Consider the following 13211-nt stretch of genomic DNA (forward strand, 5'->3'; position numbering starts at 1 on the left):
GTGCGTTTCGCGCCTGACGACCTTCTAGGGAGGCGCTTGCCGTGAGTGAGTTGCGGTTCGTCCGGATGGGCTTCGGTGCCGAGGCCGTGGACTACCGGGTGGCCTGGGACGAACAGCGCCGGGTGCACGCCGCGCGGTTCGCCGACGAGGTGCCCGACACCGTCATCCTGCTCGAGCACCCGCCCGTCTACACCGCCGGGCGGCGCACAGAGGACAGCGAGCGGCCGCTCGACGGCACCCCCGTCATCGACGTCGACCGCGGCGGCAAGATCACCTGGCACGGTCCCGGCCAGCTGGTGGGCTACCCGATCCAGAAGCTGCCCCGCCCGGTGGACGTGGTCGCGCACGTCCGCCGCCTGGAGGAGGCGCTGATCCGCACCTGCGCGGAGTTCGGCCTGGAGACCACCCGGGTCGAGGGCCGCAGCGGGGTGTGGGTGCTGGGCGACCCGGTCGAACGGCGCCCGGCGCTCGGCGGGCTCTCCCTGGACTTCGACCCCCGGCTGAAGGACGACGAGTTCGACCCCCGGCTGAACGGCCCGGAGTACGCCCCCTCCAACGCCGGCCAGCGCCGCGAGGACCGCAAGATCGCCGCGATCGGCATCCGGGTCGCCAAGGGGGTCACGATGCACGGCTTCGCGCTCAACGTGAACCCCGACAACAAGTGGTTCGACAAGATCATCCCGTGCGGCATCCGCGACGCGGGCGTCGCCTCCCTGGCGAACGAGCTGGGCCGCGACGTCACGATCGAGGAGGTGCTGCCGGTCGTGGAGCGGCACCTGACGGACGTGCTCGTGAACGCCGAGCTGAAGCCGCGCGAGATCGAGCGGACGCCCGCCTGACGGCGGCCCCGCGGGACACGGCATAACCAGGGCGCGGCCGGCGTTGCACGTCACGGCCGAGCAGGCCGTGTGAGGGCGCCGGCGACTGCCAACGGCAGGCCGGCACCCTCGCCGGGCATACATATCAACGGGCGTACGCTTGACCACGCCGAAGAATCAATCGCTAGGAGCCGGTCGTGTCCGCAGTCGCACCCGACGGACGCAAGATGCTGCGCCTGGAGGTCCGCAACAGCCAGACCCCCATCGAGCGCAAGCCCGAGTGGATCAAGACCCGGGCGAAAATGGGCCCCGAGTACTCCAAGATGCAGAACCTGGTCAAGAGCGAGGGTCTGCACACCGTCTGCCAGGAAGCCGGCTGCCCCAACATCTACGAGTGCTGGGAGGACCGCGAGGCGACCTTCCTCATCGGCGGCGACCAGTGCACCCGGCGCTGCGACTTCTGCCAGATCGACACCGGCAAGCCCGAGGCGCTGGACCGTGACGAGCCGCGCCGCGTGGGCGAGTCGGTCGTCACCATGGACCTGAACTACGCCACCATCACCGGCGTCGCCCGCGACGACCTGGAGGACGGCGGCGCCTGGCTGTACGCCGAGACCGTGCGCCAGATCCACGCGCAGACCGCGGACCGCGCCGAGGGCCGCACCAAGGTCGAGCTGCTCGCCCCCGACTTCAACGCGGTGCCCGAGCAGCTGGCGGAGGTCTTCTCCTCGCGCCCCGAGGTCTTCGCGCACAACGTGGAGACGGTCCCCCGGATCTTCAAGCGGATCCGCCCCGGCTTCCGCTACGAGCGCTCCCTGAAGGTCATCACCGAGGCCCGCGACGTCGGCCTGGTCACCAAGTCCAACCTGATCCTCGGCATGGGCGAGACCCGTGAGGAGGTCAGCGAGGCGCTCAAGCAGCTGCACGACGCCGGCTGCGAGCTGGTGACCATCACGCAGTACCTGCGGCCCTCGGTGCGCCACCACCCCGTGGAGCGCTGGGTCAAGCCGCACGAGTTCGTGGAGCTGAAGGAGGAGGCCGAGCAGATCGGCTTCTCCGGCGTGATGTCCGGCCCGCTGGTCCGTTCCTCGTACCGCGCCGGGCGGCTCTACCGGATGGCCGTCGAGAAGCGCGGCGCGTACGTCGCCTCGCAGGCCGTCTGAGCGGAACGGCGACAGCCGGCGGAAGCCGTCGCGGGGCCGTGCCCCACACCCCCGCCGGCAGGCTGTGAATTCACGCACAAGGCCCTACCGCCTGGTAGTGGCCGAGAGCACGCGGTCCCGGCCGTCCTCCCAGCTGAGGGCACAGGCCGGGGCCGCGTCGGCGTTCCGCGCCCGGCACGGAGGCTTCATGCCTGTTTGACCGGTCGGTCACGCCCTGGTAACACCAGTCAGTGAGCCTGGAATCACAGCACGCCACCGCCCGTCCGCCGGCACCGAGGGAGAACGTCACCATGCAGGCCGCGCCCGTCCGCGCCACCCCCATCCCGTCCCTCTCCACCGCCCTGCGCGCCGTCGAGTCCCTGCTCATGAGCGGCGGCCAGCGCACCGCCCGGCGCAACGCCTGGACGTCGGTCCTGGAGGACCGCCGCCGCGCCAAGGACCGGGTCGAGGCGCAGCGTGTGCTCGACCAGACGCTGCTCACCCGCCCCTGAGCGTCCGACCCCGGCACTGCCGTCGAAGGCGCTCCGGGGGACACGTAGACTTCATGGCATGGCGAGGAAGGAACCCGCAGCGGACGCTGCGAACCCCGGGCGACTGAAGCAGATCGCTCTGACCTACAAGATGACCCGCAGGGCCGACAAGAAGATCGGTCTTGTACTCGCGGCTGTCGGAATCGTCACCTTCGGTGTCTTCCTCGCGATCGGCTTCTTGATCGGGCACCCCATCTATCTCGGCATCCTGGGCTTCCTGCTCGCCTTCCTCGCGACGGCGATCGTGTTCGGCCGCCGGGCCGAGCGGGCGGCCTTCGGTCAGATGGAGGGACAGCCGGGCGCCGCCGCGGCCGTGCTCGACAACATCGGCCGTGGCTGGACGACGACGCCGGCGGTGGCGATGAACCGCAGCCAGGACGTCGTGCACCGCGCGGTCGGCAAGGCCGGCATCGTGCTGGTCGCCGAGGGCAACCCGAACCGGGTGAAGAGCCTGCTGGCCGCCGAGAAGAAGAAGATGAACCGCATCGTCGCGGACGTCCCGGTGCACGACCTGATCGTGGGCAACGGCGAGGGCCAGGTGGAGCTGAAGAAGCTGCGCACCACGATGCTGAAGCTGCCCCGCGTGCTCACCGGCCCGCAGGTCACCGCGACCAACGACCGGCTGCGCGCCCTGGGCGACCTGATGAGCAACATGCCGCTGCCGAAGGGGCCGATGCCCAAGGGCATGAAGCTGCCGAAGGGCGGCGGGCAGCGCGGCCGCTGAGCCCCGTACCCGTACGTGACACACGACGACGGGGGGCGCCGGAATCGGATTCCGGCGCCCCCCGTCGTCGTGTGCCGGTGTCGTCGTGTTGTCGGCGTCGTCGTGTGTCGGCGTCGTGTGAACCGGCGGAGCCGGATCAGATCCGCACCTCGACCGTGCGGGCCAGCCGGTCGTGCAGGCCGCGGCCGTCACGGTCCCAGACGAGGGCGGGGATCGCGAGGCACAGCAGCGCCGAACGCAGCAGACCGCGCAGCGGCTGCACCCGGCCGCTGTCCACGGCGACCACGCGCAGCCCGAACAGGCGCTTGCCGGGCGTGAAGCCGATCGTGCCGACGGTCAGGACGCTCAGCACCAGGAACACCAGCAGCGCCCAGTTGCCGGTGCGGGCGTCGTAGCCGTCGGTGAACAGACCGTATGCGATCAGCAGGCACAGACCCCAGTCGACGGCGAGGGCGCCGATCCTGCGGCCGGGTCGTGCGATCGAGCCCGGTCCCTGTTCCGGCAGCCCCAGCTGCTCACCCCGGTAACCGAAGTCGGCACCGGCCTCCTCCATGGCCGCGCGCGGGCCGGACAGCCATGATCCGATTGCTTGCCTGTTGTCCACCCGTCCACGGTACTGCGACCGGATATGACCGGGAGACGGCGGGGTGTGCCGGGGCTACCGTGGAAGAGGTGCCGGTTAACTTGTGCGAAACAAACGGGTCACGCCCGAGAAATGACCCGTCCCTAGGGTCGAGTGCAGCGTGTGCCCCCGCACTGGCCGCACGAACGATCTACCACCCCGGCGGGACGGTCGGGAGTAGGAGGAGCTGGATGTTCCAGAACGCCGACGAGGCCAAGAAGTTCATCGCGGACGAGGACGTCAAGTTCATCGACGTCCGCTTCTGCGACCTGCCGGGTGTGATGCAGCACTTCACGATCCCGGCGTCGGCCTTCGACCCGGCCGAGGAGCTCGCCTTCGACGGCTCCTCGATCCGCGGCTTCCAGGCCATCCACGAGTCCGACATGGCGCTGCTGCCGGACCTGTCCACCGCGCGGGTCGACCCCTTCCGCCGGGACAAGACGGTCAACATCAACTTCTTCATCCACGACCCGATCACGGGCGAGCAGTACTCCCGTGACCCGCGCAACGTGGCCAAGAAGGCCGAGGCGTACCTCGCCTCCACCGGCATCGCCGACACCGCGTTCTTCGGCCCCGAGGCCGAGTTCTACGTGTTCGACAGCGTGCGCTTCAAGACCTCGGAGAACGAGTCCTTCTACCACATCGACTCCGAGGCGGGCGCCTGGAACACCGGTGCGCTGGAGGACAACCGCGGTTACAAGGTCCGCTACAAGGGCGGCTACTTCCCGGTCCCGCCGGTCGACCACTTCGCCGACCTGCGCGCGGAGATCTCCCTGGAGCTGGAGCGGTCCGGCCTGCAGGTCGAGCGCCAGCACCACGAGGTGGGCACCGCCGGCCAGGCCGAGATCAACTACAAGTTCAACACGCTGCTCGCGGCCGCCGACGACCTTCAGCTCTTCAAGTACATCGTGAAGAACGTCGCCTGGCGCAACGGCAAGACCGCGACCTTCATGCCCAAGCCGATCTTCGGTGACAACGGCTCCGGCATGCACGTCCACCAGTCGCTGTGGGCGGGCGGCGAGCCCCTCTTCTACGACGAGCAGGGCTACGCCGGCCTGTCGGACACCGCCCGCTACTACATCGGCGGCATCCTCAAGCACGCGCCGTCGCTGCTGGCCTTCACCAACCCGACGGTGAACTCGTACCACCGTCTGGTGCCGGGCTTCGAGGCGCCGATCAACCTGGTGTACTCCCAGCGCAACCGCTCCGCGGCGATGCGCATCCCGATCACCGGTTCGAACCCGAAGGCCAAGCGCGTCGAGTTCCGCGCCCCGGACTCCTCGGGCAACCCGTACCTGGCCTTCTCGGCGCTGCTGCTGGCCGGCCTCGACGGCATCAAGAACAAGATCGAGCCGGCCGAGCCGATCGACAAGGACCTCTACGAGCTGGCTCCCGAGGAGCACGCGAACGTGGCCCAGGTCCCGACCTCCCTCGGCGCCGTGCTGGACCGTCTCGAGGCCGACCACGAGTTCCTCCTCCAGGGCGACGTCTTCACGCCGGACCTGATCGAGACGTGGATCGACTACAAGCGTCAGAACGAGATCGCCCCGCTGCAGCTGCGTCCGCACCCGCACGAGTTCGAGCTGTACTTCGACGTGTGACCGGACCGCGGCGTGTGCGCCGCGTCGGTTCGTGTGCCGCCCCCGTCCCTGGTCGTCCAGGGGCGGGGGCGGCGTCGTGTGTCCGGAATGCTTCCCTCCAGGCGGGTGGGGAGGGATCCTTGGTGTGACACTGCTGTTCGAGAGAAGGTCACGGGCATGTCCGAGCAGGACGACGACAAGCGCGAGTTCGACCTCAGATGGGCGGACGGCGCCGAGCACAAGGAGCCGTCGGCCCGCGCCCGCATGCTCGCCGCGCGCTGGAAGGACAACCCGCCCGGACCGGTGCCGTTCCGCGGCGAGCCGGAGCACCGTGGGCGGAGATCGCCGGGACGCTCGTCGTGGGTGTCGACGGTCGTCATCCTCGGCTGCGTCGCCGCCGTGATCGTCCTGCTCGGCTACGCGAACATCGGGCCCTACTGATCCCGGTCAGTCGTTCCGGGCGACGGCGACCGTCGGTGAGGTGCGCGGGGCGCACCGGTGCCCCGGGCACCGCCCTCCGGATCCGCTCCTCCCTCCCCCACCGGGCGCGACCGCGCAAGTGCCGGGCGGCCCGGGCGACTTGGGGGTGGGCGGCACCCCGCCGTCCATGCTGCCCCAGCCCGTGGCCGGTCACGGCACGGCGGTGCCGGGCGCCCCGGGACGGGAGCGCCCGGCACCGGGTCGCGGGTGTCAGCGGTTGTAGCGCATGAACGCGCGCACCATGTGGCAGGTGGTGTCCGACGGCGGGTGGACGCCGATCAGCTCGGCGGCGCCGCGGATCGTCTCGTTCCGCGCCTGGGCGGGCAGGTAGACGCCGGAGTCGAGCAGGGCGATGGCGAGGCGCATCGCCTTCAGCCTGCGGTTGTGGGTGACGTACCACTCGCGCGGGCGGCCCGGGGGCAGCGGGCGCTTCTCCACCGGCGCGCAGGGCAGTTCGAGCAGCACCGGGCGCTTCGCGGTGGACTGGGTGGGCAAGGACTTCGGCTTGAGGGCGGCAGCGGGCACGGGCATCCTCCTGTCGCGGTCGGGGCGGTCGGCCGGGGTCCACGGCGACCTCGGCGACTCCCTCGAACACTTCCTCCATTCTACGTCCCGGCACTGACAATCAGCAGGCCCGCTTCGGCCAACAAATGCGCTGGTGGGCATGGGTTTTGGGAGCGCGTCACGGGTGGTGCGCGAGGTGCACGGGAGGAGCCGAATAAATCGAACAGCGCCGGCCGGGCGTACCGTGTGCGGCATGGAGATCTGGATCAACCCGGCCTGTTCCAAGTGCCGCAGCGCGATCAGCCTGCTCGACGCGGAGGGGGCGGACTACACCGTCCGCCGTTACCTGGAGGACGTGCCGTCCGAGGACGAGATCCGGGAGGTGCTGGAGCGGCTCGGACTGGAGCCGTGGGACATCACCCGGACCCAGGAGGCGGCGGCGAAGGAACTGGGCCTCAAGGAGTGGCCGCGGGACGCCGGCGCGCGGGACCGCTGGATCGCGGCGCTCGCCGCGCACCCGAAGCTGATCCAGCGGCCGATCATCACGGCGGACGACGGCACGGCGGTGGTGGCCCGCTCGGAGGAGGCCGTACGGGACGCGCTGTCCCGCTGACGCCCTGCCCCCTCACTCCTGTGACGCAGGCCACTTGGGCGACTTGGGCCGGCCGCTGAGCAACTGCGTTCGGTATCTCGTACATAGCGGCGTACGCTCCCCCGACCCCCTTGGAGTCGCGCATGTCGCGCAGGAGAACTTTCGGCCCGAAAAAGAAGCTGGCGTTGCTGCTGAGCGCCGCCACGGTGGCGGGCGGCGGTGCCTTCGTCATGGCGACCACGTCGAACGCGAGCCCGCCGTCGGCCACCACGAAGTCGGCGGCGGACTCGACGGTCTGTCAGGGGCTGGCCACCGCGCTCGGCAACAACCAGCGGTTCATCGCGGGCCAGCGGGCCAACCCCGACGCCCAGTCCGAGGCGCGGATCGCCAACCGTGAGGCGGTCATCGCCCAGATCCAGCTGCAGCAGGAGGCCTCCGGGTGCGCGGTGGGGGAGTCGGCTCAGGACTCCCGGCCCGCACAGCCGCAGCAGCCGGCCCCGTCCCAGCCCGCCGCGGGCGGCCAGGACGGACAGGCGGGCCAGAACGGGCAGGCGGGCCAGGACGGCGGCGGGGCCGCCGCCGGTGAGCAGGTGTGCAACGGCTCGACCGTCACCCTCTCCGGCGAGGCCGGCGCCCCGGCCGCGTCCAGCAACCAGTTCCCGGCCGGCACGAAGCTGAAGGTCACCAACCTGGACAACAACAAGTCCACGACGGTGGAGGTCACCTCGGTGTCCGGCAGCTGCGCGCTGCTGAACAACGCCGCCTTCGAGCAGGTCCGCGAGCCGGGCAAGTTCCTGATCCGCAGGGCGCTGATCGAGAAGGTGGGGTGAGGTCCTGGTGCGCCCGGAGGCCCGCCGTTCCCGTCCGGGAGCGGCGGGCCTCCCCATGCCGGGAGCGGCGGGTCATCGTGCCGGGAGCGGCGGGTCATCGTGCCGGGAGCGGCGGTCCCTTCACGTCCCATCGCATACACCGGGCCCCCCTCTCCTCGGCCCTCACGGAGTGGCGGCGGGCGCACCGGCGTCCGGTAACACGGGGTTCACACCCGGGCAACGGTCGGGAAATCGCCTGTTGACAAGCTGCGGGGCATTGACGGCGGCGCCCCAGTGCCGCAGCGCCGCAGCATCCGCACCAAGCGCGCCCAGACCCACCCCGAAGGATGTGGACCGTGAGCTTCAAGGCCGAGTACATCTGGATCGACGGCACCGAGCCGACCGCCAAGCTGCGGTCCAAGACGAAGATCCTGGGCGACGACGCGAAGGGCGCCGACCTGCCGATCTGGGGCTTCGACGGGTCCTCCACCAACCAGGCCAAGGGCCACGCCTCGGACTGCGTGCTCAAGCCGGTCTTCGTCTGTCCCGACCCGATCCGCGGCGGCGACGACGTCCTGGTGCTGTGCGAGGTCCTGAACACGGACATGACGCCGCACGAGTCGAACACCCGCGCCGCCCTGGCCGAGGTCGCCGAGAAGTTCGCCGCGCAGGAGCCGATCTTCGGCATCGAGCAGGAGTACACCTTCTTCAAGGACGCCTACCCGCTCGGCTTCCCCAAGGGCGGCTTCCCGGCCCCGCAGGGCGGCTACTACTGCGGTGTCGGCTCGGACGAGATCTTCGGCCGTGAGGTCGTCGAGGCGCACCTGGACAACTGCCTGAAGGCGGGTCTGGGCCTGTCCGGCATCAACGCCGAGGTCATGCCCGGCCAGTGGGAGTTCCAGGTCGGCCCGCTGTCCCCGCTGGAGGTCTCCGACCAGCTGTGGGTGGCCCGCTGGCTGCTCTACCGCACCGCCGAGGACTTCGGCGTCGCCGCCACCCTCGACCCCAAGCCGGTCAAGGGCGACTGGAACGGCGCCGGCGCGCACACCAACTTCTCCACCAAGGCGATGCGCGAGTCCTACGACGCGATCATCACGGCCGCCGAGTCCCTGGGTGAGGGTTCCAAGCCGCTGGACCACGTGAAGAACTACGGCGCAGGCATCGACGACCGCCTCACCGGCCTGCACGAGACCGCCCCGTGGAACGAGTACTCGTACGGGGTCTCGGACCGCGGCGCCTCGGTCCGCATCCCGTGGCAGGTCGAGAAGGACGGCAAGGGCTACATCGAGGACCGCCGTCCCAACGCCAACGTCGACCCGTACGTGGTGACCCGTCTGCTGGTCGACACCTGCTGCACCGCGCTGGAGAAGGCCGGCCAGGTCTGATCCGCGCCGCGATCCGTCCGAGGGGCGTCCACCGGAAGGTGGGCGCCCCTCACGCCGTCTGCTTCAATGGACCCATGGCCGGCTTCCGCACCCACCACGCGACGGGTCGACGTGACCTGGAGCCGTTCTGGCCTTCCCGTCAGCACCACGACTTCGACCGGGTGTGTCGTCGCGCGACGAACGCGCCGGCCCTTTAACGCCCGGATTCCTTCCCGGCCTTCGGCCGCCGCGCACCGCGTACGTCCTCGACGAACCCTTCGCGCGAAAGAGCTGACGTCCCATGGCGACCACCCCTTCCCTGTCCTCCCCCTCCCCCGTCCCGCCCGTCCCCGCCGCCGGGTCCCGGCTGCGCGCCGTCGACCGGGACGGGACGGTGACGGTCGCGGACCTGCTGCCGCCCGGCGCCACCTGGCTGCCCGCCCCGCCGGACGCCGTGCCCGTGCTGCCCGGCCGGCCCCCGATGGTCGGCTACCTGGTGCTGGTCCCCGCCGGCCGGCGGCCGCCGTTCCCCCAGCCGGTGACCGCGCCGGCCGGCCCCGCGGACGACGACGCGCTGATCCGGGTCGACCCGGTGCGGCGCACCGCCGAGGTCGACGGCCGCCCACTCGACCTGACGTACCTGGAGTTCGAGCTGCTCGCCCATCTCGTGGCGCACCCGGACCGGGTGCACACCCGGGACCACCTGGTGGGCACGGTGTGGGGCTACGGCCATGTCGGCGACGGGCGCACGGTCGACGTCCACATCGCCCGGCTGCGCCGCAAGCTCGGCGCCGGGTTCCGCGACGCCATCCGCACGGTGCGCCGTGTCGGCTACAAGTACGTCCCGCCGGTGCGGCGCTGAGCGGCCGGACGGTACCGCGCCGAGCGGGCGGGCGGCCCGGCGCCGAGCGGGCGGTACGGCGCCGGACCGGCGGTCTGCCGACAGCAGAAGCGTGTTCCCCGGTGCCGCCCGGCCGGGCAGAGTCGGCGGTATGAGACTTCTGTTGCTGGGTGGTACGGAGTTCGTGGGCCGGGCCGTCGCCGAGGCGGCCCTCGCGCGGGACTGGGAGGTGACCGTCTTCCACCGCGGGCGGCACGAGGCGCCCCCGGGCACCCGGGAGCTGCTGGGCGACCGCACCGAGGTGGACGGGCTGGCGGCGCTGGACGAGGAACCGGGCACGTGGGACGTCGTCGTGGACACCTGGTCGTCCGCCCCGCGCGCGGTGCGGGACGCGGCGCGGCTGCTGCGGGACCGCGCCGGACGGTACGTGTACGTGTCGAGCTGCTCGGTGTACACGTGGGCGCCGCCCGCCGGGTACGGCGAGGACGCCCCCGTGGTGGAGGGCGCCTCCCCGGACGCCGACGTGACGGACTACGCGCGGGACAAGCGGGGCGGCGAGCTGGCCGCCGTGGACGCCTTCGGCGCGGACCGCTCGCTGCTGGTGCGGGCCGGGCTGCTGCTCGGGCCGTACGAGAACGTCGGCCGGCTGCCCTGGTGGCTGAACCGCGTGGCACGCGGCGGTCCGGTGCTCGCCCCCGGCCCGCGGGACCTGCCGTTGCAGTACGTCGACGGACGCGACCTCGCGGAGTGGATCCTCGGCGCGGCCGAGCAGGGGCTGAGCGGGCCGTACAACCTGATGTCGCCGCAGGGCCACACCACCATGGGCGAGCTGCTGGAGGCCTGTGTGCGGGTGACCGGCGGGCCGGCCGAGCTGCGGTGGACGGCGCCCGAGGTGGTCCTCGACGCCGGGGTGGAGCCGTGGACCCAGCTGCCGGTGTGGGTGCCGCCGCACAGCGACCTGCACGACGCGCTGCACTCGGCGGACGTCTCCCGGGCGGTCGCGGCCGGGCTGCGCTGCCGGCCGGTCGCGGAGACCGTCGCGGACACCTGGGCCTGGCTGCGGGACATCGGCGGCACGGCACCGCAGCGCCCCGACCGTACGGTCAAGGGGCTGGACCCCGAGGTGGAGGCGAAGGTGCTGGCCACCGCCCGGGGGGTGTAGCCGGCCCCACCCCACAGGCGGGGGCCGGACCCAGTGTGCCGTCCGGCGCGGACGGTGAGACTGGGCCCATGACCACCGGGACGCACGCACACGACGGACGGAACGCGGCGCGGGAGTTCCCGCTCGCGGCGGTACGAGGACTGGCGCTGGCGCTGGTGTCGCTGCCGGGGGCGGTGGTGTGCTTCGTGGCGGCCGTGGTGTCGGTCTGCCTGATCCCGGTCGGCGTCGGCATCGTCACCACGCCGTACGTGCTGAAGGGCGTGCGGGCGTTCGCGGACTGGCGGCGGGTGCTGGCGGCCGAGTGGGGCGGGGTGCGGATCCCGCCCGCCCACCGGCCGCTGCCGAAGGACGCGAACCCGTGGGCGCGGACCTTCGGCATGCTGGGCGATCCGGCGACCTGGCGGGACCTGCTCTGGCTGTTGGTCGACATGACGGCCGGCTTCGTCACCGCGCTCTTGCCGGCCGCCCTGCTCGTCTACCCGCTGGAGGGGTTCGCGGTGGCGGCCGGGCTGTGGCGGGTGCTGCCGGACCCGTGGTGGTACGGCTTCGTGCCGGTGTCCGGGCAGGTGTCCGCGCTGGGCGCCGCCGCGCTGGCCCTGGCGCTGCTGATGCTCGGACACTTCACCGCAGCGCGCCTGCTGCGCGTCCACTTCCTGCTCACCCGGGCCGTGCTGGGCTCCGGCGGCCGGGAACTGGCCGAGCGGGTGCGGGTGCTGACCGAGACCCGGCGGGAGGCCGTGGACACCTCGGCCGCCGAGCTGCGCCGCATCGAGCGGGACCTGCACGACGGGGCGCAGGCCCGGCTGGTGGCCGTGGGGATGGATCTGGGGACGATCGAGGCGCTGATCGAGAAGGACCCGGGGCAGGCGCGGGAGCTGCTGGCGCGGACCCGGCAGTCGTCCGCGGAGGCGCTGACCGAGCTGCGGGACCTGGTGCGCGGCATCCATCCGCCGGTGCTGGCCGAGCGGGGGCTCGGGGACGCGGTGCGGGCGCTGGCGCTGCGGCTGCCGGTGGCCACGGAGGTGGACGTGACGCTGCCCGGGCGGGCGGACGCGCCGGTGGAGTCGGCCGCGTACTTCGCGGTGAGCGAGGTGCTGGCCAACGCGGTGAAGCACTCCGGCGCGGACCGGATCTGGGTGGACCTGCACCACGCCGACGGGTGTCTGCGGGTGACGGTCACCGACAACGGGCGGGGCGGCGCGGTGATCGGGGCCGGTTCGGGACTGGCCGGGGTGGAGCGACGGCTGGGTACATTCGACGGCGTCCTGGCCGTCAGCAGCCCCGCGGGCGGTCCCACCCTGGTCACCATGGAGATTCCGTGCGTGTTGTGCTGGCCGAAGACCTCTTCCTGCTGCGCGACGGACTCGTCCGGCTGCTCGGGGCGCACGGCTTCGACATCGTCGCGGCCGTGGGGTCCGGGCCGGAGCTGACCCGGGCGCTCGCCGAGGAGGAACCGGACGTCGCCGTGGTCGACGTGCGGCTGCCGCCCACCCAGACCGACGAGGGGCTGCAGTGCGCGCTGCGGGCCCGGCGCGAGCGCCCCGGACTGCCGGTGCTGGTGCTCTCCCAGCACGTGGAGCAGCTGTACGCGCGCGAGCTGCTGGCGGACGGCGACGGCGGGGTGGGGTATCTGCTGAAGGACCGGGTGTTCGACGCGGAGCAGTTCGTGGACGCGGTCCGGCGGGTGGCGGCGGGCGGTACGGCCATGGACCCGCAGGTGATCCAGCAGCTGCTGGCGCGGCGGTCCGGCGCGGACCGGCCGCTGGAGCGGCTGACGCCCCGGGAGCTGGAGGTGCTGGAGCTGATGGCGCAGGGGCGGACCAACGCGGCCGTCGCGGCCCGGCTGGTGGTGACGGAACGGGCCGTCGCCAAGCACACCGCCAACATCTTCGCCAAACTGGGCCTGGAGGTGTCGGACGACGACAACCGCCGCGTGCTGGCGGTTCTCGCGTATCTCGACCACGGCCGGTGAAACATGACGCCCGGCTTCACGCCGGGTGGGGAGCCGACAACTCCCGGTAC

At 71.9% G+C, this 13211-nt stretch carries 15 protein-coding genes; 13 read left to right on the forward strand and 2 right to left on the reverse strand.

Features of this window, described 5'->3' with window-relative positions; genetic code table 11:
• The first annotated feature begins 41 nt into the window (after window positions 1-41).
• The 4 genes from lipB to ACIF8S_RS24890 all read left to right on the forward strand — a co-directional run bounded on the left by lipB (window position 42) and on the right by ACIF8S_RS24890 (window position 3235).
• Window positions 42-839, forward strand: coding sequence for a lipoyl(octanoyl) transferase LipB (gene lipB, locus ACIF8S_RS24875; protein ID WP_400001822.1), 798 nt, complete (start codon window positions 42-44; stop codon window positions 837-839).
• A 176-nt stretch (window positions 840-1015) separates the two neighbouring features.
• A complete protein-coding gene (gene lipA / locus ACIF8S_RS24880; RefSeq protein WP_215215437.1) occupies window positions 1016-1981 on the forward strand; it encodes a lipoyl synthase in 966 nt (321 codons plus the stop codon).
• A gap of 290 nt (window positions 1982-2271) precedes the next feature.
• Complete coding sequence (locus tag ACIF8S_RS24885) at window positions 2272-2472, forward strand: hypothetical protein (protein WP_349793854.1); 201 nt, start codon at window positions 2272-2274, stop codon at window positions 2470-2472.
• A 58-nt stretch (window positions 2473-2530) separates the two neighbouring features.
• The gene (locus tag ACIF8S_RS24890) at window positions 2531-3235 is read left to right on the forward strand and encodes a DUF4191 domain-containing protein (RefSeq protein ID WP_349793438.1); all 705 of its coding nucleotides are present in this window, start codon (window positions 2531-2533) and stop codon (window positions 3233-3235) included.
• Window positions 3236-3371: 136 nt separating this feature from the next.
• Here ACIF8S_RS24890 and ACIF8S_RS24895 read toward each other — a convergent pair whose 3' ends face one another.
• Window positions 3372-3839, reverse strand: a complete 468-nt coding sequence (locus ACIF8S_RS24895) for an RDD family protein (RefSeq protein ID WP_024882663.1) — start codon at window positions 3837-3839, stop codon at window positions 3372-3374.
• Window positions 3840-4048: 209 nt separating this feature from the next.
• On the opposite strand from ACIF8S_RS24895, the gene glnA reads away from it, so the two are divergent.
• Together glnA and ACIF8S_RS24905 are read left to right on the forward strand one after the other, a co-directional pair.
• On the forward strand, window positions 4049-5458 hold the full coding sequence (gene glnA / locus ACIF8S_RS24900) for a type I glutamate--ammonia ligase (protein WP_048456730.1): 1410 nt from the start codon (window positions 4049-4051) through the stop codon (window positions 5456-5458).
• Window positions 5459-5614: 156 nt separating this feature from the next.
• Entirely contained in the window at window positions 5615-5878 is a 264-nt protein-coding gene (locus ACIF8S_RS24905) for a hypothetical protein (protein WP_400001825.1), read from the forward strand.
• Between the two features lie 249 nt (window positions 5879-6127).
• Here ACIF8S_RS24905 and ACIF8S_RS24910 read toward each other — a convergent pair whose 3' ends face one another.
• Window positions 6128-6442 carry a hypothetical protein gene (locus ACIF8S_RS24910; protein WP_400001827.1) on the reverse strand — a complete coding sequence of 105 codons (315 nt, stop codon included), beginning with the start codon at window positions 6440-6442 and terminating at the stop codon, window positions 6128-6130.
• Window positions 6443-6674: 232 nt separating this feature from the next.
• On the opposite strand from ACIF8S_RS24910, the gene ACIF8S_RS24915 reads away from it, so the two are divergent.
• From ACIF8S_RS24915 to ACIF8S_RS24945, 7 genes are all read left to right on the forward strand, one after another.
• On the forward strand, window positions 6675-7034 hold the full coding sequence (locus ACIF8S_RS24915; protein ID WP_400001828.1) for an arsenate reductase family protein: 360 nt from the start codon (window positions 6675-6677) through the stop codon (window positions 7032-7034).
• A 122-nt stretch (window positions 7035-7156) separates the two neighbouring features.
• Window positions 7157-7843 carry a hypothetical protein gene (locus ACIF8S_RS24920; RefSeq protein ID WP_400001829.1) on the forward strand — a complete coding sequence of 229 codons (687 nt, stop codon included), beginning with the start codon at window positions 7157-7159 and terminating at the stop codon, window positions 7841-7843.
• Window positions 7844-8178: 335 nt separating this feature from the next.
• Window positions 8179-9207 (forward strand): glutamine synthetase, encoded by a 1029-nt coding sequence (gene glnII / locus ACIF8S_RS24925; protein ID WP_024882676.1) that lies wholly within the window; start codon window positions 8179-8181, stop codon window positions 9205-9207.
• 280 nt (window positions 9208-9487) lie between these two features.
• On the forward strand, window positions 9488-10048 hold the full coding sequence (locus ACIF8S_RS24930) for a winged helix-turn-helix domain-containing protein (protein WP_400001831.1): 561 nt from the start codon (window positions 9488-9490) through the stop codon (window positions 10046-10048).
• A gap of 130 nt (window positions 10049-10178) precedes the next feature.
• Window positions 10179-11189: an NAD-dependent epimerase/dehydratase family protein gene (locus ACIF8S_RS24935; protein WP_400001833.1), complete on the forward strand. Its 1011-nt coding sequence runs from the start codon at window positions 10179-10181 to the stop codon at window positions 11187-11189.
• 68 nt (window positions 11190-11257) lie between these two features.
• Window positions 11258-12619 carry a sensor histidine kinase gene (locus ACIF8S_RS24940; protein ID WP_400001834.1) on the forward strand — a complete coding sequence of 454 codons (1362 nt, stop codon included), beginning with the start codon at window positions 11258-11260 and terminating at the stop codon, window positions 12617-12619.
• Window positions 12508-13161, forward strand: coding sequence for a response regulator (locus tag ACIF8S_RS24945; protein ID WP_400001836.1), 654 nt, complete (start codon window positions 12508-12510; stop codon window positions 13159-13161). Before ACIF8S_RS24940 ends, ACIF8S_RS24945 begins: the two co-directional genes overlap by 112 nt.
• Window positions 13162-13211 lie beyond the last annotated feature (50 nt).

This window comes from Streptomyces sp. NPDC085937 (genome assembly GCF_044540535.1).
Lineage (GTDB): Bacteria > Actinomycetota > Actinomycetes > Streptomycetales > Streptomycetaceae > Streptomyces.

Bases quoted from the DNA above. Each gene is read 5' to 3' on its own strand.
- ACIF8S_RS24885 (WP_349793854.1), top strand. From the start codon at position 2,272: ATGCAGGCCGCGCCCGTCCGCGCCACCCCCATCCCGTCCCTCTCCACC.
- ACIF8S_RS24890 (WP_349793438.1), top strand. From the start codon at position 2,531: ATGGCGAGGAAGGAACCCGCAGCGGACGCTGCGAACCCCGGGCGACTG.
- glnA (WP_048456730.1), top strand. From the start codon at position 4,049: ATGTTCCAGAACGCCGACGAGGCCAAGAAGTTCATCGCGGACGAGGAC.
- ACIF8S_RS24905 (WP_400001825.1), top strand. From the start codon at position 5,615: ATGTCCGAGCAGGACGACGACAAGCGCGAGTTCGACCTCAGATGGGCG.
- ACIF8S_RS24915 (WP_400001828.1), top strand. From the start codon at position 6,675: ATGGAGATCTGGATCAACCCGGCCTGTTCCAAGTGCCGCAGCGCGATC.
- ACIF8S_RS24920 (WP_400001829.1), top strand. From the start codon at position 7,157: ATGTCGCGCAGGAGAACTTTCGGCCCGAAAAAGAAGCTGGCGTTGCTG.
- ACIF8S_RS24930 (WP_400001831.1), top strand. From the start codon at position 9,488: ATGGCGACCACCCCTTCCCTGTCCTCCCCCTCCCCCGTCCCGCCCGTC.
- ACIF8S_RS24935 (WP_400001833.1), top strand. From the start codon at position 10,179: ATGAGACTTCTGTTGCTGGGTGGTACGGAGTTCGTGGGCCGGGCCGTC.
- ACIF8S_RS24940 (WP_400001834.1), top strand. From the start codon at position 11,258: ATGACCACCGGGACGCACGCACACGACGGACGGAACGCGGCGCGGGAG.